At 68.8% G+C, this 21,790-nt stretch carries 18 protein-coding genes; 10 read left to right on the forward strand and 8 right to left on the reverse strand.

What is annotated here, in order from left to right:
• Positions 1-48: 48 nt before the first annotated feature.
• Entirely contained in the window at positions 49-948 is a 900-nt protein-coding gene (locus tag U4Y91_RS22590) for a M24 family metallopeptidase (protein WP_044846879.1), read from the reverse strand.
• 496 nt (positions 949-1,444) lie between these two features.
• Between U4Y91_RS22590 and U4Y91_RS22595 the strand changes: the two genes are divergently transcribed.
• Positions 1,445-2,722, forward strand: coding sequence for a haloacid dehalogenase-like hydrolase (locus tag U4Y91_RS22595; RefSeq protein ID WP_044846880.1), 1,278 nt, complete (start codon positions 1,445-1,447; stop codon positions 2,720-2,722).
• A gap of 110 nt (positions 2,723-2,832) precedes the next feature.
• On the opposite strand, the gene U4Y91_RS22600 is transcribed toward U4Y91_RS22595, so the two are convergent.
• The 3 genes from U4Y91_RS22600 to U4Y91_RS22610 form a co-directional block, all read right to left on the reverse strand.
• The gene (locus tag U4Y91_RS22600) at positions 2,833-3,603 is read right to left on the reverse strand and encodes a slipin family protein (protein WP_321806936.1); all 771 of its coding nucleotides are present in this window, start codon (positions 3,601-3,603) and stop codon (positions 2,833-2,835) included.
• Positions 3,600-5,186 carry a nodulation protein NfeD gene (locus U4Y91_RS22605; protein ID WP_321806937.1) on the reverse strand — a complete coding sequence of 529 codons (1,587 nt, stop codon included), beginning with the start codon at positions 5,184-5,186 and terminating at the stop codon, positions 3,600-3,602. The genes U4Y91_RS22600 and U4Y91_RS22605 overlap by 4 nt, the downstream gene beginning before the upstream one ends.
• Positions 5,187-5,307: 121 nt before the next feature.
• A complete protein-coding gene (locus U4Y91_RS22610; protein ID WP_321806938.1) occupies positions 5,308-6,342 on the reverse strand; it encodes an AraC family transcriptional regulator in 1,035 nt (344 codons plus the stop codon).
• A 137-nt stretch (positions 6,343-6,479) separates the two neighbouring features.
• On the opposite strand from U4Y91_RS22610, the gene U4Y91_RS22615 reads away from it, so the two are divergent.
• The 6 genes from U4Y91_RS22615 to U4Y91_RS22640 all read left to right on the forward strand — a co-directional run bounded on the left by U4Y91_RS22615 (position 6,480) and on the right by U4Y91_RS22640 (position 14,007).
• On the forward strand, positions 6,480-7,613 hold the full coding sequence (locus U4Y91_RS22615; RefSeq protein ID WP_321806939.1) for an acyl-CoA dehydrogenase family protein: 1,134 nt from the start codon (positions 6,480-6,482) through the stop codon (positions 7,611-7,613).
• 198 nt (positions 7,614-7,811) lie between these two features.
• A complete protein-coding gene (locus tag U4Y91_RS22620) occupies positions 7,812-9,518 on the forward strand; it encodes an AMP-binding protein (protein WP_321806940.1) in 1,707 nt (568 codons plus the stop codon).
• A 114-nt stretch (positions 9,519-9,632) separates the two neighbouring features.
• The gene (locus U4Y91_RS22625; RefSeq protein WP_321806941.1) at positions 9,633-11,162 is read left to right on the forward strand and encodes a CoA-acylating methylmalonate-semialdehyde dehydrogenase; all 1,530 of its coding nucleotides are present in this window, start codon (positions 9,633-9,635) and stop codon (positions 11,160-11,162) included.
• A gap of 18 nt (positions 11,163-11,180) precedes the next feature.
• Entirely contained in the window at positions 11,181-12,083 is a 903-nt protein-coding gene (gene mmsB / locus U4Y91_RS22630) for a 3-hydroxyisobutyrate dehydrogenase (RefSeq protein WP_044846886.1), read from the forward strand.
• Positions 12,080-12,871, forward strand: coding sequence for an enoyl-CoA hydratase (locus U4Y91_RS22635; RefSeq protein WP_321806942.1), 792 nt, complete (start codon positions 12,080-12,082; stop codon positions 12,869-12,871). Before mmsB ends, U4Y91_RS22635 begins: the two co-directional genes overlap by 4 nt.
• Positions 12,868-14,007, forward strand: a complete 1,140-nt coding sequence (locus tag U4Y91_RS22640; RefSeq protein ID WP_321806943.1) for an enoyl-CoA hydratase/isomerase family protein — start codon at positions 12,868-12,870, stop codon at positions 14,005-14,007. The genes U4Y91_RS22635 and U4Y91_RS22640 overlap by 4 nt, the downstream gene beginning before the upstream one ends.
• Positions 14,008-14,049: 42 nt before the next feature.
• Here U4Y91_RS22640 and U4Y91_RS22645 read toward each other — a convergent pair whose 3' ends face one another.
• Complete coding sequence (locus tag U4Y91_RS22645; RefSeq protein ID WP_321806944.1) at positions 14,050-14,985, reverse strand: LysR family transcriptional regulator; 936 nt, start codon at positions 14,983-14,985, stop codon at positions 14,050-14,052.
• 188 nt (positions 14,986-15,173) lie between these two features.
• Between U4Y91_RS22645 and U4Y91_RS22650 the strand changes: the two genes are divergently transcribed.
• Positions 15,174-16,712, forward strand: a complete 1,539-nt coding sequence (locus U4Y91_RS22650) for an MFS transporter (RefSeq protein ID WP_321806945.1) — start codon at positions 15,174-15,176, stop codon at positions 16,710-16,712.
• A 176-nt stretch (positions 16,713-16,888) separates the two neighbouring features.
• Here the strand turns inward: U4Y91_RS22650 and U4Y91_RS22655 are convergent, their stop codons facing one another.
• The 3 genes from U4Y91_RS22655 to U4Y91_RS22665 all read right to left on the reverse strand — a co-directional run bounded on the left by U4Y91_RS22655 (position 16,889) and on the right by U4Y91_RS22665 (position 18,856).
• Positions 16,889-17,470: an HD domain-containing protein gene (locus tag U4Y91_RS22655; protein WP_321807061.1), complete on the reverse strand. Its 582-nt coding sequence runs from the start codon at positions 17,468-17,470 to the stop codon at positions 16,889-16,891.
• Positions 17,471-17,578: 108 nt separating this feature from the next.
• Complete coding sequence (locus U4Y91_RS22660; RefSeq protein WP_321806946.1) at positions 17,579-18,136, reverse strand: helix-turn-helix transcriptional regulator; 558 nt, start codon at positions 18,134-18,136, stop codon at positions 17,579-17,581.
• 72 nt (positions 18,137-18,208) lie between these two features.
• The gene (locus tag U4Y91_RS22665) at positions 18,209-18,856 is read right to left on the reverse strand and encodes a hypothetical protein (RefSeq protein ID WP_321806947.1); all 648 of its coding nucleotides are present in this window, start codon (positions 18,854-18,856) and stop codon (positions 18,209-18,211) included.
• Between the two features lie 304 nt (positions 18,857-19,160).
• On the opposite strand from U4Y91_RS22665, the gene U4Y91_RS22670 reads away from it, so the two are divergent.
• Both U4Y91_RS22670 and U4Y91_RS22675 read left to right on the forward strand, forming a co-directional pair.
• A complete protein-coding gene (locus tag U4Y91_RS22670; RefSeq protein WP_321806948.1) occupies positions 19,161-20,564 on the forward strand; it encodes a DUF308 domain-containing protein in 1,404 nt (467 codons plus the stop codon).
• 430 nt (positions 20,565-20,994) lie between these two features.
• On the forward strand, positions 20,995-21,726 hold the full coding sequence (locus U4Y91_RS22675) for a ribonuclease T2 (protein ID WP_321806949.1): 732 nt from the start codon (positions 20,995-20,997) through the stop codon (positions 21,724-21,726).
• Positions 21,727-21,790 lie beyond the last annotated feature (64 nt).

Genomic DNA, 21,790 nt, shown 5'->3' on the forward strand with positions numbered 1-21,790 from the left:
GTGAGTCCGTCGTTCAGGGATTCGGGAGGAAGGCGCAACGCGTGCGTGTCAGGCGGCGGCCTGCACGGTCGCGACGGCCGGCGCGCGTTCGGCCTGGCGGCGCTGCCAGCGGCGCACGTGCGGCAGGTCGTCGTCGAGCCAGTACGCGTCGTCGTCGGTGATCACCAGCAATTCCTCGAATTTCGCGCCGACGCCGGCGAAGCCGAGATGCGGCTCCACGGCCCACAGGCCCGGCACGGGCGCATGCTCGGAGCGGCGGTCGATCGACCACAGCGGCGACCAGCCCTGCTGCTTCGCCGCGCGGCCCTGGTCGAGCAGCAGGTTGCGCGTCGCGTTCAGCCCGAAGCGCGCGACGAAGCGCGGCTTCGACAGCTTGTGGATCTTCGCGACACGATGCGCGAGCACCTTGAACGGATAGGCCTTGTGGCGCGGCTCGACGCCCTGGCGGCGGCACAGCGCGTCGACCGCCTGCGCGACTTCGGCCATCGGACGGCGCGCCTTCACGAGCTGCACGATCAGGTCGCGATGGTCCATCAGGTCGTCCTGCAGCTGTTCGAGGATCGGGTTGTGGCCGAGGCAGTGCGCGTAGCCGACGTCCGCGACGATCCCGTCGAGCACGGGCGCGACGTCGAGGATCACAGGCATGTCGGTCTCGAGCTGGCGGTTGCTCGGGAAGAACGCGAGGTTGAAGCCGCCCATGTGCTTCAGGCCCGAGAAGCCCTGGAACGCGGTGCGGTCGCCGAACCACGCGAACGGCTTGTGCAGCCAGTCGTGCACGCCGTTGTCCTGCAGCCATTCGGTCAGCAGGCGCGCGGCTTCCTTCTCGGTGATGCCGGGGTAGAGCATCGCGCCGACGGTCTCGACGCAGCGGTACGCAAGCTGCTGGACCGCGCGGAATTGCGGCAGTTCGTCGAGGTGGACTTCCGGCAGCGGATGGTGGGCGGTCATGATGCGTCTCCATGTGTCGGCCCGGGTTCGCGCCTCGGCGCGACGCGGGTCCGGTGCAAGGCTGGGGCGCTGATCCGGAATGCATCCGCCGGTGATCCGGCGGCGGGTTATTCAGTCAGCATTTAATGTGTCATTGATCGATGTAAAGATCATAGCGGGTTCGACCTGGCGCGGAGGTGAGGATTTCTCCTAATGAAGGCCGAAATGGAGGGGAAGCTCTAGGTTTGCGGCGGTCGGGGCCGGATGGCCGTCGCTGCGCACGTGTGCCGAACGGGGGAGCCGGCCGGGGAGCGCCACGCGAGTTCCGCGCGGGCCCGGGATGTCGCGCCGGATCAAGTCTCCGTCGTGTCGCGACGAGACGCTGTCAAATTGCCGAAATAATTTCGTCACATCATCGGCCCCCGTTTCGACGCCTTCGCGGCTTCGCGGGACCGGTGTGCCGCGCGTCGTGCGGGGCAGCACCGAAGTCGATTCGACCTTCCTACGGAGAGAGACCATGCAACGCCGCAAGTTCATGAACACCCTTGCCGCGGCGACCGCTGCGACGCCGCTGATGCTCAAGGCCGGCATGGCCGGCGCGAAGAGCGCAACCGCGCCGGACGCGCTCGACCCGGGCCGCTGGTCGCCGTTCAACGCCGCGCGCCTGCAGGCGGTGCTCGACCAGCACGGCGTCGCGAGCGCGCGCTACGACGGGAAGCGCCGCCCGTACGCGGTGTTCGACTGGGACAACACGTGCATCATGAACGACTGCGAAGAGGCGTTGCTGATGTACCAGATCAACCATCTGCAGTACAAGCTGACGCCGGACGAGTTCGTCGGCGTGATGTGGAAGGACGTGCCGAAGGGCGCGTTCATGAAGGACTACACGACCGTCGACGGCAAGCCGGTGACGATGGAGGATCTCGCCGCCGACGTCGAGTCCGACTACCGCTGGCTTTACGCGAACTACAAGGGTTTCGGCGGCGACAAGAGCCTCGACGAGATTCGCGAGACCGACCAGTTCAAGGATTTTCGCGCGAAGCTGTACTTCATGTACGACGCGATCTGCGACACGCATCCGCTCGAAGTCGGCTACAAGTGGATCATCTACTTCTACAAGAACATGACGACCGCCGAGCTGCAGGCGATGGCGGAAGCGTCGAACAACTACGGTATCGGCGACGCGCTGCGCAAGGTCCGCTACGAAAGCCCGAAGGCGCTGCCGGGCAAGGCAGGCGTGGTGGCCGACACGCATTTCCACGGCATCCGCATTCACGAGGAAATCCGCGCGGTGATGCATACGCTGCGTGCGAACGGCATCGACGTGTACGTGAGCACCGCTTCGCTCGACGATGTCGTGCGCGTATTCGCCGGCAATCCGAACTATGGCTACGGCGTGCCGCCCGAGAACGTGATCGGCCTGCGTCTCGACATGCAGGACGGCAAGTACACGAGCACCTATCCGGCCGGCTGGCATTTCAACTGGGGGCCCGGCAAGACGGTGGGCATCCGCAACGTCCTCGCGTCGAAGAAGGGCTACGGCCCGCTGCTGGTGTTCGGCGACAGCGACGGCGACGCATGGATGCTGCGCGACTTCAAGGACACCGCGGCCGGCGTGATCGTCAACCGAATGAAGAAGGGCGAGATCGGCGCGGACAGCAAGCTCGCGGCCGAGCAGATCGGCAAGCCGGACGCGCGCTTCCTGCTGCAGGGCCGCGACGAGCACACGGGCCTGATGATCCCGGACGAGAAGTCGATCAAGTACGGCAAGACCGACCGTAAGCTGCTGGCCTGACGCGGGCCGGGCGCCGGGCGACGGGCACCCGGCCGCCGCGGCCCCGCGCCCCCGCGCCCGTCGGTCGGCATCGGCCGCGGCATCGTGCGGGCCGGCGCACGCGCGTCTCACTACTCGCGCGGCGGGCTCAATCGCTCGAGCAGCGCCCCCAGCAGATCCACTGGCAGCGGAAACACGATCGTCGAATTCTTGTCCGCCGCGATCGTCGTCAATGTCTGAAGGTAGCGCAGCTGCATCGCCTGCGGCTGCAGCGCGAGCCGCTGCGCGGCCTGCAGCAGCTTCTCCGACGCCTGCAGTTCGCCTTCCGCATGGATCACCTTCGCGCGCCGCTCGCGTTCGGCCTCGGCCTGCCGCGCGATCGCGCGGATCATCGTCTCGTTCAGGTCGACGTGCTTGATCTCGACCGTCGACACCTTGATGCCCCACGCATCGGTCTGCGCGTCGAGCGTTTTCTGGATGTCGGCATTCAACTGCTCGCGTTCGGCGAGCAACGCGTCGAGCTCGTGCTTGCCGAGCACCGCGCGCAGCGTCGTCTGCGCGAGCTGGCTCGTCGCCTCGAAGAAGCGCGCAACCTGGATCACGGCCTTCTCCGGATCGACGACGCGGAAATACACGACCGCATTGACCTTCACCGACACGTTGTCGCGCGTGATCACGTCCTGCGCGGGCACGTCGAACACGACGGTGCGCAGGTCGATCCGCACGACCTGCTGGACGATCGGGATGATCAGCACGAGCCCCGGCCCCTTCACCTTCCAGAACCGGCCGAGCATGAAGACGACGCCGCGCTCGTACTCGCGGAAGATGCGGATCGACGATGCGACGAGCACCACGATGAAGACGATCAGGACGCTGCTGAAGCCAAACGTGTAGCCCATCATGACGGTGCTCCCTGGTGTTGTTGTTCGTGTGCCGGCACGTCGTAAAGCGGCGCGACGGTGAGCGTCAGCCCTTGGCGGCCGGTGACGCGCACGCGGCAACCGGCGGCCAGCGGCGTGCTGCTCGCGACGCGCCAGCGCTCGCCGTGCACGCGCGCCCAGCCCGCCGCCGACGGGGCGGGGCCGGCCGCGCCCTGCGGCTGGTCGGCGTGCAGGCCGTCGTCGAGCACTTCGCCGATGCTGCCGACCATCGCCTCGGCGCCCGTCACCACCGGCCGCCGCCGCGCGCGCAGCGCGACGCTCGACACGACGGCGACGAGCAGCCCGCCGCCGGCCGCGAGGCCCACGATCACCGGCCACGGAATGCCGTAGCCGGGCACGTCGGTGTCGATCAGCATCAGCGCGCCGATCGTGAAGGCGACGATCCCGCCGAATCCGAGCACGCCGAAGGTCGGCAGGAACGCCTCGGCGACGAGGCAGCCGAGCCCGAGCAGCACGAGCCCGAGGCCCGCATAGCTGACCGGCAGCAACTGCATCGCGAACAGCCCGATCAGCAGGCAGATGGTGCCGGCGACGCCCGGCAGCACGAAGCCGGGATTCGCGAACTCGAAGAACAGCCCGTAGATGCCGATCGTCAGCAGGATCAGCGCGACGTTCGGATCGGTGATGATCGACAGGAAGCGGCTGCGCCAGTCGGGCGCCAGCACGACGAGCGGTGCGTGCGCGGTCGCGAGGTGCAGCGTGCCGGCGGTCGTCGTCACGGTGCGGCCGTCGAGCTGGCGCGCGAGGTCGGCCGGGTCCTGCGCGACCAGGTCGACGACATGCTGCGCACGCGCCTCCGTTGCCGACAGGCTCAAGGCCTCGCGCACCGCGCGCTCGGCCCACTCGGCATTGCGTCCGCGCAACTGCGCGAGGCCGCGAATGTACGCGGCGGCATCCTGGGTCGCCTTGCGGATCTCGGTCGACTGCGTGTCGTTCGGCAACTCGGCCGGTGTCGCGGATGCGCCGGACGCGCCCGATGCGCCGGCCGGCGACGGCTTCGTCGCACCTGGTGCCCCCGGCGTACCGGGCGTACCCGGCGCGCCGCCGCCGATGCCGAACTGCACCGGCGACGCCGCGCCGAGATTGGTGCCGGGCGCCATCGCGGCAATGTGGCTCGCGTAGACGATATAGGTACCGGCGCTCGCGGCCCGTGCGCCACCCGGCGCGACGAACGCGGCGACCGGCACCGGCGAGCCGAGGATCGCCTTGATGATCAGCCGCATCGACGTGTCGAGCCCGCCGGGCGTATCGAGTTGCAGGATCGCGAGCGGCGCGTGCTCGTGCGCCGCGCGGTCGAGCGAGCGGACGATGAAGTCGGCGCTGGCCGGCCCGATCGCGCCGTTGACCGGAATCACGACGACCGGCGGCGCGGCGACGGGTGCGGTGGCGGGCTGGGTAGCGGGAGGCGCAGCGGCAACCGCCGCGCACACGACGAGCAGCGCCGCGAACAGCGCGGCGCGCGCGACCCGCGCGGACAGCGGGTGACGGGGGCGGCCACCGGGCGATGCAGGTGCCGGCGGCGGCCCATGACGGTGAATGCGCATTGGGGCGTCCGGGCGGCGCGCGGCCGCACGCCGTCCGGCTCGCGGAAAGGGCGTTGGCCCGATATTTGAAGATTAGGCGGTTTCGGCGGAAAGCGCGAAGGCGGAGCCGCCGGCCGCGCACTCAGCCGGCGGCGCCGCCCCGCGCGAGCGCTTCTTCCCGGTACTCGGCCGGGCTGCGCCCGCTCCATTTGCGAAACGCGCGGTAGAACGCGCTCGGTTCCGCGAAACCGGCGGCGGCCGCAACGTCGGCGATGGTCCGCGCCGGATCGGCCAGCGCCTCGAACGCGAGGTCGCGCCGCAACGTGTCCTTGATCGACTGGTACGCGTGGCCTTCCTGGTGCAGCTTGCGGCGCAGCGTCGCCTCGGCCACGTGCAGCCGCGCGGCCATCCCGCCGGCGCCCGGCCACGCGGCGGGCGGCATCCCGCGCAGCACCGTGCGCACGCGCTGCGCGAGCGCGTTCGGGTTGCGGTACTTGACGATGAAGCTGGCCGGCGCGTTGCGCAGGAAGGCCTTCAGCGTCTTCGCGTTCTGCACGACCGGCAGCGTCGCGAATTCGGGATCGAAATCGACATACGAATCGGGCTGGTTGAAGCGCATGTCGTCGCACAGCATCGACGGGTATTCGTGGTCGGCCGGCGGCGTGTCGCAGCGGAAGCTCGCGTGCAGCAGCGGGATGCGGCGTCCGATCAGCCAGCAGGTGAGCCCGTACACGATGATGAAATAGGTCGCGTACGTAAACATCGCGGGCGCCGCGGCGCTGTTGCGGTGCACGAAGCGCAGCCGCACGCGCTGCGGGTTGGCGTCGAGCTCCGCGTGCAGGTCGTCGAGCACGCAGTGCATGAAATTCACCGCGCGCGCCATCGCGTGCAGCCCGTCCTGCGCGGACAGCGCGGCCTGGCTCATCGCAATGAAGCTGCCGCTGCGCATCGGGTGGCGATCCTGCCCGAAAAACTCGTCGTCGAGCGCGCGCGCAATGGCGTTCCACAGCGCGCCGTATTGCTGCGCCGACACCCGCGCGCGCGGCTGCGCGAGCAGCGCGGGCGCGATGCCGGCCTGCGCGAGCAGCGGCTCGGCCGCGACGCCGCGCCGGGTGGCGAGCGCGACGCTGTAGGCGACGAGGCTGATCGCGACGGTTCCCTTCTCTTCCTGCTTCATCGACGCCGCCGGTATGGCAAAAACGCTCAGTGTAAATGAGCGGCGCGAGCATCGAACAGTCGCGCGCGCTTGCCTACACTTGTTGCATCGAAACGAAAGGTCGGTCGCGGCACGCGGCCGCGGGAGACAGCAGCGCCATGGACGAGCTTTACACCGAAGACCAGCGGATGATCCGCGACGCCGCGCGCGCTTTTGCCACCGAGGTGCTGGCACCGAACGCCGCGCAGTGGGACCACGACGCGCACCTGCCCGACGCCGTCGTCGCGCAGCTCGGCGAACTCGGCCTGCTCGGGATGATCGTGCCGCAGGAGCTGGGCGGCGCGTATACGGATTACGTCGCCTATGCGCTGGCGATGGAAGAGATCGCGGCGGGCGACGCCGCCTGCGCGACGATGATGAGCGTGCACAACTCGGTCGGCTGCGGGCCGATCCTCGGCTTCGGCACGCCCGCGCAGAAGGATCGCTGGCTGGCCGAGATGGCGGCGGGCCGCATCATCGGCGCGTTCTGCCTGACCGAGCCGCAGGCCGGCTCCGAAGCGCACAACCTGCGCACGCGGGCGGAGCTGCGCGATGGCAAGTGGGTGCTGAACGGCGCGAAGCAGTTCGTGACCAACGGCCAGCGCGCCGGGGTCGCGATCGTTTTTGCCATGACCGACCCGGAAGCCGGCAAGCGCGGCATTTCCGCGTTCCTGGTGCCGACCGACACGCCGGGCTTCATCGTCGGCAAGCCGGAGAAGAAGATGGGCATCCGCGCATCCGATACGTGCCCGATCACGTTCGAGAACTGCGCGATTCCGGAAGAGAACCTGCTCGGCAAGCGCGGCGAAGGGCTGAAGATCGCGCTGTCGAACCTGGAAGGCGGGCGCATCGGCATCGCCGCGCAGGCGCTCGGCATCGCGCGCGCCGCATTCGACAAGGCGCGCCGCTATGCGGGCGAGCGCGTGCAGTTCGGCAAGCCGCTCGCCGAGCACCAGGCGATCCAGCAGAAGCTCGCCGACATGGCCACCCAGATCAACGCGGCGCGCCTGCTCGTGCATCACGCGGCGAAGCTGCGCACGGCCGGGTTGCCGTGCCTGTCGGAAGCATCGCAGGCGAAGCTGTTCGCGTCCGAGATGGCCGAGCGCGTGTGCTCGGACGCGATCCAGATCCACGGCGGCTACGGCTACCTCGCCGATTATGAAGTCGAGCGCCACTATCGCGACGCGCGCATCACGCAGATTTACGAAGGCACCAGCGAAGTGCAGCGGATGGTGATCGCGCGACAGCTTTGAGTCGCGACGCTCGCGCTACCGGCAACCACGCAAACAACAAGACAGACAGGCCGGCAAACAGGCAGGGCACGAGGGCAGCGCGGCAAACGCGGCACGCAACGACGTGACCGTGCGCCGCGCGACACGGAACCGGGCATGCGCTGCAGCGCGTGCCCGGTTGACCGCTGGGCATGGAGACTAGAGACAGGAGACGACACGATGACGGTACAGGCATTCCTGGACGCACGCGACTTTCTGCTGCGCCATCGCACCGACTACGAAACCGCTTACCGCGATTTCGAATGGCCGGTGCTCGATGCGTTCAACTGGGCGCTCGACTACTTCGACCCGATGGCGCGCGGCAACGACAAGCCCGCGCTGTGGATCGTCGACGCGGCAACCGGTACGGGCGACCCGTATTCGTTCGCGCAGATGTCCGAGCGCTCGGCGCGGATCGCGAACTGGCTGCGCGGCATCGGCGTCGTGCGCGGCGACCGGATCCTGCTGATGCTGCCGAACCGTGTCGAGCTGTGGGACGCGATGCTCGCCGCGATGAAGCTCGGCGCGATCGTGCTGCCCGCGACCACGCAGCTGTCGGCCGACGACGTGCGCGATCGCGTGCAGATCGGCGGCGCGACCTACGCGATCGTCGACGAGAACGAAACCGAGAAGTTCGAGCAACCCGATCTCGGCCTCAAGCAGAAGATCGTCGCCGGCGCGCCGCGCGATGGCTGGCTCGCGATGAACGACGGCTATGCGGCGAGCGCCGCGTTCGAGCCGGACGCAGTCACGCACGCGAGCGATCCGATGCTGCTGTACTTCACGTCGGGCACGACGTCGAAGCCGAAGCTCGTCGAGCATACGCACCGCACCTATCCGGTCGGACACCTGTCGACCATGTACTGGGTCGGCCTGCAGCCGGGCGACATCCACTGGAACATCAGTTCGCCGGGCTGGGCGAAGCATGCATGGAGCTGTTTCTTCGCGCCGTGGAATGCGCAGGCGTGCGTGTTCGCGTTCAACTACGCGCGCTTCGAGCCGAAGGTCGTGCTCGATGCGCTCGTCAAATACCAGGTGACCACGCTGTGCGCGCCGCCGACCGTGTGGCGCATGCTCGTGCAGCAGCCGCTCGCGTCGTTCGACGTGAAGCTGCGCGAGATCGTCGGCGCGGGCGAGCCGCTGAATCCCGAGATCATCGAGCGCGTGAAGAAGGCGTGGGGCATCACGATTCGCGACGGCTACGGCCAGACCGAAACCACCTGCCTGATCGGCAACACGCCGGGCCAGCCGGTCGTCGCGGGCTCGATGGGGCGGCCGCTGCCCGGCTACCGGATCGCGCTGCTCGACCCGGACGGCGCGCCGGTGACCGAAGGCGAGGTCGCGCTGCCGATCGGCGCCGGCGTGACGCGCCCGGTCGGCCTGATGACCGGCTATGCGAACAATCCCGACGCGACGGCCCACGCGATGCGCGACGGCCATTACCGCACGTCGGACATCGCGATGCGCGGCGACGACGGCTACTACGTGTACATCGGCCGCGCGGACGACGTGTTCAAGTCGTCCGACTACCGGCTGAGCCCGTTCGAACTGGAAAGCGTGCTGATCGAGCATCCGGCGATCGCGGAAGCAGCCGTCGTGCCGAGCCCGGACCCGCTGCGGCTGTCGGTACCGAAGACTTTCATCACGCTGCGCCAGGGCTACGAGGAGAGCCCCGCGCTCGCGCTGGAGATCTTCCGCTTCTCGCGCGAGAAGCTCGCGCCGTACAAGCGTATCCGCCGCCTGCAGTTCGCGGAATTGCCGAAGACGATCTCGGGGAAGATCCGCCGCGTCGAGCTGCGCCGCCGCGAGATCGAGCGCGGCGACGATGCGACCACGCGGATGCCCGGCGAATACTGGGAAGAAGATTTCGCCGCCGAACTGAAATGACCGGCCGCGGGCCGCGCGCGCCGCGTTTTGGCGTGCGTCGCCCGCCACCGGACTGAACCGAACCGGCCGCGCGTGGCATCACGCCATGCGGCCCACTGCAAGGAGAGTGCACTGATGAACGCGAATCCGACGCCCCGCACGGGGCAAGACGTGCCGACGGTCAAGCTGCTGATCGACGGCGCCTTCGTCGAGTCCACCACGAGCGAGTGGCGCGACATCGTCAACCCGGCGACGCAGCAGGTCCTCGCGCGCGTGCCGTTCGCGACCGTCGCCGAAGTCGACGCGGCCGTGCAGGCCGCGCACGCCGCGTATGCGACGTGGAAGAACACGCCGATCGCCGCGCGCATGCGCATCATGCTGAAGTTCCAGGATCTGGTGCGTGCGAACCTGCAGCGCATCGCGAAGACGCTGACGGCCGAGCAGGGCAAGACGCTGCCCGATGCCGAGGGCGACATCTTCCGCGGCCTCGAAGTGGTCGAGCACGCGTGCTCGGTCGGCACGCTGCAGCTCGGCGAATTCGCGGAGAACGTCGCGGGCGGCGTCGACACCTACACGCTGCGCCAGCCGCTCGGCGTGTGCGCGGGCATCACGCCGTTCAACTTCCCCGCGATGATTCCGCTGTGGATGTTCCCGATGGCGATCGTGTGCGGCAACACGTTCGTGCTGAAGCCGTCGGAGCAGGATCCGATGTCGACGATGCAACTCGTCGAACTGGCAGTCGAGGCCGGCGTGCCGAAGGGCGTGCTGAACGTCGTGCACGGCGGCAAGGAAGTGGTCGACGCGATCTGCACGCATCCGCTCGTGAAGGCGATCTCGTTCGTCGGTTCGACGGCCGTCGGCACGCACGTGTACCACCTCGGCAGCCAGCACGGCAAGCGCGTGCAGTCGATGATGGGTGCGAAGAACCACGCGGTGGTGCTGCCCGACGCGAATCGCGAGCAGACCCTCAACGCGCTGGTCGGCGCGGGCTTCGGCGCGGCCGGCCAGCGCTGCATGGCGACGTCGGTCGCGGTGCTGGTCGGCGAGGCGCGCGACTGGCTGCCCGATCTCGTCGCGAAGGCGAAGCTGCTGAAGGTGAACGCGGGCGCGGAAGCCGGCACCGACGTCGGCCCGGTCGTGTCGCGCGGAGCGAAGGCGCGCATCCTGTCGCTGATCGAAGCGGGCGTGAAGGAAGGCGCGAAGCTCGAGCTCGACGGCCGCGACGTGAAGGTGGCCGGTTACGAGGAGGGCAATTTCGTCGGCCCGACCATCTTCTCCGGCGTGAAGACCGACATGTCGATCTACACGCACGAGATCTTCGGTCCGGTGCTGGTCGTGCTCGAAGCCGACTCGCTCGACGAAGCGATCGCGCTCGTCAACGCGAACCCGATGGGCAACGGCGTGGGCATCTTCACGCAGAGCGGCGCGGCGGCACGCAAGTTCCAGAGCGAGATCGACGTCGGCCAGGTCGGCATCAACATCCCGATCCCGGTCCCGGTGCCGTTCTTCAGCTTCACCGGTTCGCGCGGTTCGAAGCTCGGCGATCTCGGCCCGTACGGCAAGCAGGTCGTGCAGTTCTACACGCAGACCAAGACGGTCACCGCGCGCTGGTTCGACGACGACACGACGGCCGGCCCGGTGAACACGACGATCCGGCTGCATTGAGCCGCGGAGGACACGAACATGAAGATCGGTTTTATCGGACTGGGTCATATGGGTGCGCCGATGGCGCTGAACCTGTTGAAGGCCGGCCATGAAGTGCATGCGTTCGACCTGAGCGCCGACGCATTGCGCGCGCTGCAGGACGCCGGCGCGCAGGTGGCCGCATCGCCGCGCGACGCGGCGTCGGGCGCGGCCTTCGTGATCACGATGCTGCCGGCCGCACCGCACGTGCGCTCGGTGCTCGCCGGCGAGAACGGCGTGCTGGCCGGCCTCGGCGCCGGCGCGACCGTGATCGATTCAAGCACGATCGACCCGGCGAGCGCGCAGGCGTTCGGCGCGCTCGTGCGCGAGCACGGCGGCGCGTTCGTCGATGCGCCGGTGTCGGGCGGCACGGGTGGCGCGGCGGCCGGCACCTTGACCTTCATGGTCGGCGGCAGCGATGCGGATTTCGAGCGCGTGAAGCCGGTGCTCGCGGGCATGGGCAAGAACATCGTCCACTGCGGGCCGACGGGGATGGGGCAGGTCGCGAAGGTCTGCAACAACCTCGTGCTCGGCATCTCGATGGCGGCCGTGTCGGAGGCGATGTCGCTCGGCGTCGCGCTCGGCATCGACCCGAAGGTGCTGGCCGGCATCGTCAACACGTCGACGGGCCGCTGCTGGAGCTCGGACACCTACAACCCGTATCCGGGCGTGATCGACACCGCGCCGTCGTCGCGCGGCTACAGCGGCGGCTTCGGCACCGACCTGATGCTGAAGGATCTCGGCCTCGCGAACGACGCCGCGAAGCAGGCGCGCCAGCCCGTCTATCTCGGTGCGCTCGCGCAGCAGCTGTACCAGACGATGAGCAGCCGCGGCGACGGGCAGCTCGATTTCTCGGCGGTGATCCGCCTGTATCAACCGGCCACCAAGAAGGACGCCTCATGATCGAACTGGACTACGTCGACGACGGCGCGATCGCGTGCGCGACGCTCAAGCGTCCGCCCGCGAACGCCTTCACCGCCGACGGGCTGCAGCAGCTGCAGGCCACCGTCGCCGCATTGAATGCGAACCCGCGCGTGCGCGCGCTGGTGATCACCGGCGACGGCCCGAAGTTCTTCAGCGCGGGCGCCGACCTGAACACGTTCGCCGACGGCGACCGCGCGGTCGCGCGCGCGATGGCCGCGCGTTTCGGCGCGGCATTCGAGGCGCTGCACGACGCGCGCGTCGTGACGATCGCGGCGATCAACGGCTATGCGATGGGCGGCGGCCTCGAATGCGCGCTCGCGTGCGACCTGCGGATCGCCGAGACGCACGCGCAGATGGCGCTGCCCGAGCCGTCGGTCGGCCTGCTGCCGTGCGGGCTCGGCACGCAGACGCTGCCCTGGCTCGTCGGTGAAGGCTGGGCGAAGAAGATCATCCTGGCCGGCACGCGCGTCGACGCGGCGACGGCCCTCAGGATCGGCCTCGTCGAGGACGTGGTCGAAAGCGGCGCGGCCCGCGATGCGGCGCTGGCGCTCGCGCGCAACGTCGCACGGCAGAGTCCGCATGCGGTCGCCTACAGCAAGGAGCTGATCGGCCTCGCGCGCCGCGGCGTGCCGCGCGGCGCGGCGCTCGCGGTCGAGCGCGAGCGCTTCGTCGACCTGTTCGACACGAACGATCCGCGCGAGGGCGTGGCCGCGTTTCTCGGCAAGCGCGCGCCGCAATGGCACACCGACGGGGAGCCGCAACGATGAGCACGCCGGTGACGACTCATGACAGCTTCGCGCAACCCGCGCCCGAGGTGCTGTTTCGCGTGGTGAACCGCGTGGCGCTCGTTACGCTGAACCGGCCGGCCGCGCTCAATGCGTTGTCCTATTCGATGATCGGCGAGCTGGCCGCGCTCCTCGAACGTTGCCGCACCGACGACCAGATCGTCGCGGTCGTGCTGCGCGGTGCTGGCGAGAAGGGCTTCTGCGCGGGCGGCGACGTGCGCGCGCTCTTCCGGATGGTCGCGCAGCGCGAGACCTGGCTGCCGTTCTTCGTCGACGAATACCGGCTTGATTACGCGATCCACACGTTCCCGAAGCCGGTGGTCGCGCTGATGGACGGCGTGACGATGGGCGGCGGAATGGGGCTCGCGCAAGGCGCGGCGCTGCGCGTCGCGACCGAGCGCAGCAAGATCGCGATGCCCGAGACGCGCATCGGCCTCGTGCCCGACGTCGGCGCAACGCATTTCCTGTCGCGCATGCCGGTCGAGCTCGAGCTGTACGTGGGGCTGACGGGCGCGATGCTGTCGGGTGCCGACGCGCTGAGCGCGAAGCTCGCGGATCTGTGCGTGCCGTCGGCGTGGCTCGATACGTTCGAGACGCGCATCGACAGCGTCAAGTGGGACGGCGACGTGCTGCCGGCACTGCGCAAGGTGTTCGAGCCGCCGTGCAACGTCGTGCCGCATGCGGCGCTCGATACGCAGATGGCGTGGATCGTCCGTCACTTCGACAAGCGCTCGACCGTCGAGCGGATCGTCGCGACGCTCACGCAGGAGCTCGCGCGCGACGAGTTGTCGCGCGAGCATCGTCAATGGCTGCAGGCGACGCTCGATGCACTCGCCGGCCATTCGCCGACGATGCTGTGCGTGACGCGCGAAGCGCTGCTGCGCGGACGTCAGATGACGCTCGCCGAGTCGTTCCGGATGGAGCTCGGCATCGTCGCGCGCGCGATCGAGGAGGGCGACTTCTGCGAAGGCGTGCGCGCGCATCTCGTCGACAAGGATCGCAAGCCGCGCTGGGCGCCGGCGTCGCTCGTCGAGCTGCGCGCCGAGCGCGTGCGGCATTTCCTGACGTCGCCGTGGAAGCTGTTCGCGCATCCGCTCGCCGATCTCGGCGCGGCGTGAGCGCCGCGTGACGGCCCGGCGCGCCCGTGCGGCGCGTCGGTTTCAACCTGTTTTCTTGAGGCTCGCGGGCTCCTGGCGCTCGATCATCGGCGGCACCGCCTGCACGAGCGCGTCGATTACGCAGCGCGTCTTGCGCGGCAGGTAGCGCGTTTTCGGCCAGATCGCGTGAATGTCGCCTTCGCACACGAAGCAGCGGTCGAGCACGACGACCATCTCGCCGCGCTTCACGTAATGATCGAGCAGCCAGCTCGGCAGCCACGCGATCCCGAACCCCGATGCGCCGGCCGCCGCGATCGCCTGCACGTCGTCGAAGCTGAGCTGGTGCGGCATGTCGATGCGCACCGTCGAGCCGTCCGGCGCGCGCAGGTCCCACGGCTGCGCGACGCCCGAGCGTGAGTACGCGATCGTCCGGTGGTTCCTCAGGTCGTCGAGCGATTGCGGCATCCCGTAGCGCGCGAGATACGACGGCGCGGCGCCGAGGCTCCCGTATTGCGTGCCGAGCCGCCGCACCGCGAGGCTCGTGCTGTCCGCGAGCGGGCCGATCCGCACCGCGAGGTCGATCCCTTCCTCGACCAGGTCGACGAAGCGGTCGGTGATCGACACGTCGATCCGCAGGTGCGGATAGGTGCGCGCGAGATCGAGCACGATCGGCGTCACGCAGTGATGCCCGAACGCGAGCGGCACACTCAGCCGCAGCTTGCCGCGCGCTTCGTTGCGGCCGCAATCGAGATCGGCTTCGGCCGCCTCCAGCTCCGCCAGCGCGCGCACGCAGCGGTCGTAGTACGCCTGGCCGTCGTCCGTCAGGCTCTGGCTGCGCGTCGTGCGCTGCAGCAGCCGCGCGCCGAGCCGCTTCTCGAGCCGCGCGATCGCCTTGCCGACCGCCGAGCGCGTCATGTCGAGGCGTTCCGCGGCGAGCGCGAAGCTGCCGGATTCCACGACCTGGACGAAGGTCGTTACGCCGTCGAGTCTGTCGGTCATGGCGGGGTGTGCTGGGGTTGCCCTGATTGCGTCCTGTGATTCCCCAGTCCGGGGAAGTGGACGCATCAATGGGGAGGGAAATTCTCACTATAGTACCGATTCCCGCTCAGCGTGCGTTGCCGGCCGCACGCGGCGCATCCTTCTCACCTGGAGGCGCACGGCCTGTCGCGGGCCGTCGCGCAATACGCATGACCCTATCCGACTCCCGCAGGAATGCGGTCGCGCTCGCGGCCGTCTGTCTCACGTCGCTGATGTTCGGCCTCGAGATCTCGAGCGTGCCGGTGATCCTGCCGACGCTCGAACGCGTGCTGCACGGCGACTTCAACGGCATGCAGTGGATCATGAACGCGTACACGATCGCGTGCACGACGGTGCTGATGGCGGCCGGCACGCTCGCCGACCGGTTCGGCCGCAAGCGCGTGTACGTGATCGGCACCGTGCTGTTCGGCGCGACGTCGCTGCTGTGCGGGCTCGCGCCGAACGTGCCGGTGCTGGTCGCGGGCCGGCTGCTGCAGGGCGCGAGCGGCGGCGCGATGCTGATCTGCCAGATCGCGGTGCTGTCGCACCAGTTCCGCGAGGGGCGCGAGCGTGGCCGCGCGTTCGGGATCTGGGGCATCGTGTTCGGGATCGGCCTCGGCTTCGGGCCGATCGTCGGCGGCGCGATTGTCGCGGCGACGAGCTGGCCGTGGGTGTTTCTTGTGCATGCGCCGCTCGCGGCCGTCGCGCTCGTGCTGATCGGCGGCGCGGTGCAGGAGTCGCGCGATCCGCATGCGGGCACGCTCGACGTCGCGGGCATCGTCACGCTGTCGCTCGCGGTGCTCGGCCTCGCGTTCTACATTACCCAGAGCGCGGAATTGGGGCTCACGAGTGCGGCCGGCCTCGGCGTGCTCGGCGCGACCGTGCTCGCGCTGGCCGGGTTTTTCGTCGCGGAGCGCGCGAGCGCGCGGCCGATGTTCGACTTCTCCGTGTTCCGGATTCGCGCGTTCAGCGGTGCGATCTTCGGTTCGATGGGGATGAACTTCAGCTTCTGGCCGTTCATGATCTATCTGCCGATCTGGTTCCAGGTCGCGCTCGGCTACGACAGCGTGACGGCCGGCCTCGCGCTGCTCGCGTACACGCTGCCGACACTGGTCGCGCCGCCGTTCGGCGAACGGCTCGCGCTGCGCTACGGGCCCGGCGTCGTGATTCCGGGCGGCCTGTTCACGATCGCGGCCGGCTTCGCGCTGATGCGGATCGGCAGCGGCGTCGAGCACGCGAGCTGGCTCACGATGCTGCCCGGCTGCGTGATCGCCGGCATCGGGCTCGGGCTCACCAACACGCCGGTCACGAACACGACGACGGGCGCGGTGCCGAGTTCGCGGGCCGGGATGGCGTCGGGCATCGACATGAGCGCGCGGATGATCTCGCTCGCGCTGAACATCGCGACGATGGGTTTCGTGCTGGTCGCGGGGATCGTCGCGAGCCTGAAGGCCGGCGTCGCGGGAGCGGTCGATGCGGGGACGCTGCGCGCGCTGGCGCAGCAGATCGCGTCGGGCCATACCGACGGGCTGCAGGCGATCGCGCCGGCGCTCGCCAAGGCCGACCCGAGCGGTGCGGCGCTGCACGCGGCGCTCGTGCACGGCTTCGGCTGGGTGATGGTGTACGGCGCAGCCGGCGTGGCCGTGCTCGCGACGGCAAGCGCGGTGGCGTTCGCGCCGGCGCGGCGGGGGGCGACGGTGTGCGAATGACGCATGCGCCGCGCGTCGTGTGACGCGTCGTTGCCGTGACGCGGCAACGAGCGCCATCATCGGCCGGTCGCGTTCCTCGCCGAGCGCGGGCATCGCGCCGATTCCCATCCGTTCAGGTGCGTGCGCATCTTGTGCGATTGCCGCACGCGATGTGGTGCGCGGCTGGTTCCGCGCGCTTACGCGCCGTCGCCGCGTGTGTCGATCCTGCGTTGCGTGTCCGCGTCGACGATCGCACGGATCGCGTTGAACAGCGGCGCCGCATCGGTGTAGCGCCGGCCGTAGCCGAGGTTGAACGCGTAGTTAAAGTCCGGCGGATTGCTGCCCTGGTTGTGCTGCAGGATCGTCTCGAGCTTGTCGAGTGCCTTCGCGGCGCGCGCTTCCGGTGATGCCGCCGCCTCGTATTCGTCCCACAGTGCGACGATCTCGTCGCGCAGCGCGCGATCGAGCCCGGCCGTCAGCGTGAGCAGGTCGTCGCGTTCGTGCGTGCTCTTGTCCGGATGCGCGGCCTGCTCGATCGCGGGGATGTCGCCGTGCAGCGCTTCGCCGAGATCGTGGACGACGCACAGTTTCAGCAGCTTCGTCGTGTCGACGTCGGGCAGCGCGTCGGCGAACACGAGCGCCATCAGGCACAGCCGCCAGCTGTGCTCGGCCGTGCTTTCGGCGCGCCCGCTCGACGTGTGGCCGCTGCGCAGCACGTCTTTCAGGCGTTCGGCTTCACGCAGGAAATCGAGCCGCGCGTGGATCGTGTCGAGGTTCATGGCTGGTGGGAATGCTTGAATCGTGCCGTCGAGCGTACGCCGTGCGGCCACGCTGCGTCCACGCATGAAATATGCGCGCCGCGCTCGCCCCCGCGACCGCCGCGTGTGCTACAGCGTTTCGACGAGGCGCGCGGCGGAGCCGTCCGACAGCGTCATCCGCGTCCATCGGCAGGTGCTGCCGCGGATCGGCACGACGCGCGACGCATTGGCGCCGGTCGCGAATTCGACGCTTGGCGGCCCCGCGCGATCGTGCCAGCCGAGCGGGTCGAGCGCGGCTTCCATGCGGACGATCTCCGGCGACGCATAGCGCCACAGCGACGTGCCGAGCAGCGTCGGCAGCGGCCGCGAGAACTCGGCCGCGCGCGACGGCGAGCACGCGAGCAGACGGTGCGTGAGGTCGCACACGAGATGCATGCGGGCCGTGCTGCTCGCGATCAGCCGGGCGAGCGCGTGGTCGCCCGCCGAATCGAGACGCGCGGCAAGCAGCCGCTCTGCCGTCGCGCGCTCATTCGGCGACATCTGCTGGATGCCGGCTTCCCAGCGCGAGATCGTCGATTGGGCGACGCCGAACAACTCGGCCGCATGGCTCTGCTTCATGCGATGCAGCGTGCGCCACCGCTTGAGTTGCGGGCCGAGCGGCGGGGTGTGAAGCGGTGAGGTCGTCATGGCGATGCTCCGGTTTGCGTTCGAGTTGCGCGTGCACGCATGGCGGGCGAACGTCCTCGTCGGCCGTTGCCGTCACATGATTCGCAGGCCGCCGTTCGCACTGATCGCGACGGCCGCGATCGGCACGAGCACGATGCCGCCCAGCACGAGCACGCCGTCGGCGGCGACCGTGACCGGCGTCGCGAGGATCCGCAAGCCCATGCCGAGCGCGGACGGCGATTCCGTGATGTACACGATGTACCGCTGGTTGAAGGCCTGCGCCGTGTTGTCGTTGACCTTGTCCCTGGCGACGAAGCCGTCGGTCGAGTAGCGCTTGCCGCCGATGTCGCCTTCGAGCACGAGACCGGTCTGCCCGGCCGTGAAGCCGTCGGCGGTCGCGGCCGTTTGATCGTCCGCCGATGCTTCCTTCGGCAACAGGATCCTGTAGCGGCCGGTCACGCTGCTGCCGCTCGCGTGAAAGCCGATGAACGCGGTGTGCAGCGACTTCCGGTAGCCGGACAGCAGCACCGGCCGCAGCGACGCAGGCAGATCGAAGATGTAGTGGTAATCCGTGCCGAGGACGACGAGCTTTTTGCCGTCTTCGGTGATCAGGAATCCGGACACCTGTTCGTGGTAGTTGCTGTCCTTGTACAGCTTCGGCGTGAAACAGCCGGACAGCGGAAGGCTGGCCGCAGCCAGGCCGGCGGCCAGCAGGCGCCGGCGCGTGATCGATGTGCGCATTTCTTGTTGTCCCGTCTTTGCGGTTTGAAGTGGCTTTCGCCCTCGGAGTGGCGATTCTCGCGTATCCGGTGCGCATTGTCGAACGGGGATGCCGCCGACAATGTTTTCGCCAGGCTTTCAACCGGCTCCGCCATATCTTATTATTCGGCGAAAGCGGCGCGAGCCGGCCGCCATTGGTCATGTCGACGCATGAAGCGCCGGTCAGCATTGCCGCCGTCCGACTTCCGCATCGCACGATGCACGATCGGCACGACCGGAGACGCGTGACCTGCGCGTATCCCGAAAAAATCAATACGAGGGCGCCATGGTACGACTGGTCTTGCTGCTGCTGGGCATCGAATATCTGCGAACGCGCTGGCGCGGGCTGACCGTGCTGGGCTGGCTGTGGGTCGTCGCGGGCGTCGGCATCTTCGTCGACGCACTCGACGGCGCGCTGCATTTTCCGATCGAACTGTTCGCGTGGCTGTTCCTGATCGAGGGGCTCGCGACGCTCGCGCTGGCCGGCAGCGGCGTTGGCGGGCAGCGCATCCTGCGCTACGTGAAGGGCATCGTGGTCGTGGTGGCCGCCGGGCTCGTGTTCGCGGGACATCATCACGGTCACTTCCTGCTGTCTATGATCTTCGGCACGCTGTTCCTCGTCGACGGGCTGCTGCAGTGCACGTCCGCGTGGATGGTGCGTTACCGGCGCTGGCACGTCGCATTCGCGTGGGGCGTCGTCGAGATCCTGCTCGCGATCTTCTTCTATCAGCCGTATCCGACTCACTATGTGGGCACCGTGCCGTACTGCCTCGGCTTGCTGCTGATGTTCGGCGGGATGCACATGCTGAGCCTCGCCGCGCGCGTGCGGCGGCTGACACGCAATCCCGCGTTCGTCACGTCGCCGGCGCCGGCGATCGTGCCCGACATCGACACGGCAGCCGACCTCCCGCGCTTCACGCAATCCGAATGGGACGGCCCGCCGGCCGACCACGAGCACGCGCTGACCGTGCACGTGTGGACGCCGACCGGCACGTCGAAGGCCGAAGCGCAACGCTATCCGGTGATCGACCGCTACATCGCGGCGGTGGACGTCAATGGCGTGATCTCCACCGGCCATGCGGCGCTGGAGTCGCCCGAGGGCATCTATATCAGCTTGTATCCGGCCGTCGAGATCGATCGTTCTCCCGATGAATTCACACGGATCCTGCGCGCGACGCGCGAGAACGACGTGCCCGGGTTGTTCCAGCCCGACTATGCGACCGAGTCGAAGGCGTGGTGTCCGTCGACCGTGCGCGTGCGGATCCGCAACTACGATCCGGCGAAGCTGGCCGCATTCTGGTCGTCGTATCGGCAGACCGTCACGTACAACCTCACGCACCGCAACTGCTCGAGCACCGTGTCGAACGCGCTCGAAGCGGCGCTCGACGGCGCGGTGTGGCGGCTCAAGGGCACGCGGGCCGGGTGGGGCGCATTCGTGCGGCTGCTGCTCACGCCCGAGCTGTGGGTCGCCGCGCAGATCCGCAAGCGCGCTGTGACGATGGCCTGGACGCCCGGGCTCACGCTCGACTATGCGCGCGCGCTCAGCATGCTCGCCGATCCGCGGCCGTTCGCGTGGTGGAAGGTCGCGCGCTCGGCCGTGCAGGCGATCATCGCGTCGCGCCGCGCGTGGCGCGAGCAGGACAGCGCGGCGCTGTCGTCCGGCGGATCGGAAGCCGCGTCGGTGAAATGATCGCGTGGCGCAGGACGAGGGCCGGCGCGTGAGCACCGGCATGCGACAGATTCTCGCGCTCGAAGCCCCGGATTCGGCTGCGCGTGCGTGCACGCTGCTCGGCAGCGAGCCGTGAGCAGGGGCGTGCCGTCCGCGAGTTCGAGGCTTTGCCCGTTTCCGATCTCGACGCGATAGGGCTTGCCCGGCCGGCTGGCCGTCATCATGGGATGCTCCGTTGCAGCGTGAAGATGGCGACAGGGTGGGCCAGCGTCTCCGGCGCAAGAGGGCGCGTGTTGGTACCTGTGTCGGCGCTAACAACGGCGGCGTTCGACTACGAATTCCTTCGTCCACCTTCATATTGATGCCACGTTGCGCGAGCAACAATCGCGGGCAGACATTCGACAACCTTGCGGCGCATCTCGCGACCGCAAGCCTTTTCCGAGGAAACGCCATGCTCAAGACGCTCGCCCGCGCCGCGGCCGCACTCGCCGTCGCATCCGCCTCGCTGCACGCCGTCGCGCAGACCAGCTACGACTACCTGTTGCTCGCGGCTTCGTGGGAGCCTGGTTTCTGCGCGTCGCACGACACGCCGGAGTGTACGAGCCTCGCCGGCACGTATGCGGCGACGAGCCTGTCGCTGCACGGCCTGTGGCCGAACCGGTACGACGGCAACCAGCCGTTTTACTGCGGCGTGCCGCAGAGCGATGTCGATCTCGACAACGCGCACCAGTGGTGCAGCATGGATGCGTATCCGGTCAGCACCGCGACCCGCAGCACGCTGTCGACCTACATGCCGGGCGTGGCGTCGTGCCTCGACAAGCACGAATGGTTCAAGCACGGCACCTGCTCGAACTCGGCGTCGCCGGATGCGTACTGGAACCAGGCGGCCGGCATGATCAGCCGGCTCGGCAACACGTCGTTCAACGCGTTCCTGCAGGTGAACGCGGGCAAGACGGTGACGCGCAACCAGCTGTTGTCCGCGTTCGAAGGCGCGTTCGGCAGCAATACGCGCAGCGCGGTGTCGCTGAAGTGCACGAAGACCAATGGCGTCAGCTATTTCACGGAAGCATGGATCGCGGTCAAGACGAATGCGACCACGCAGTTTCCGAGTGCGGCATCGCTCGTGACGGACGGGAATACGCAGGGGACGTGCCCGACGTCGGGCGTGTATATCGCGAAGTAACGCGCGAAGTTGCGCACGGCGTAATGCGCGAGGCGCCGGCCGGAAGCGTTCCGGCCGGCGTGGC

The sequence above is a fragment of the Burkholderia sp. BCC1993 genome (genome assembly GCF_905339865.1).
Taxonomy (GTDB): domain Bacteria; phylum Pseudomonadota; class Gammaproteobacteria; order Burkholderiales; family Burkholderiaceae; genus Burkholderia.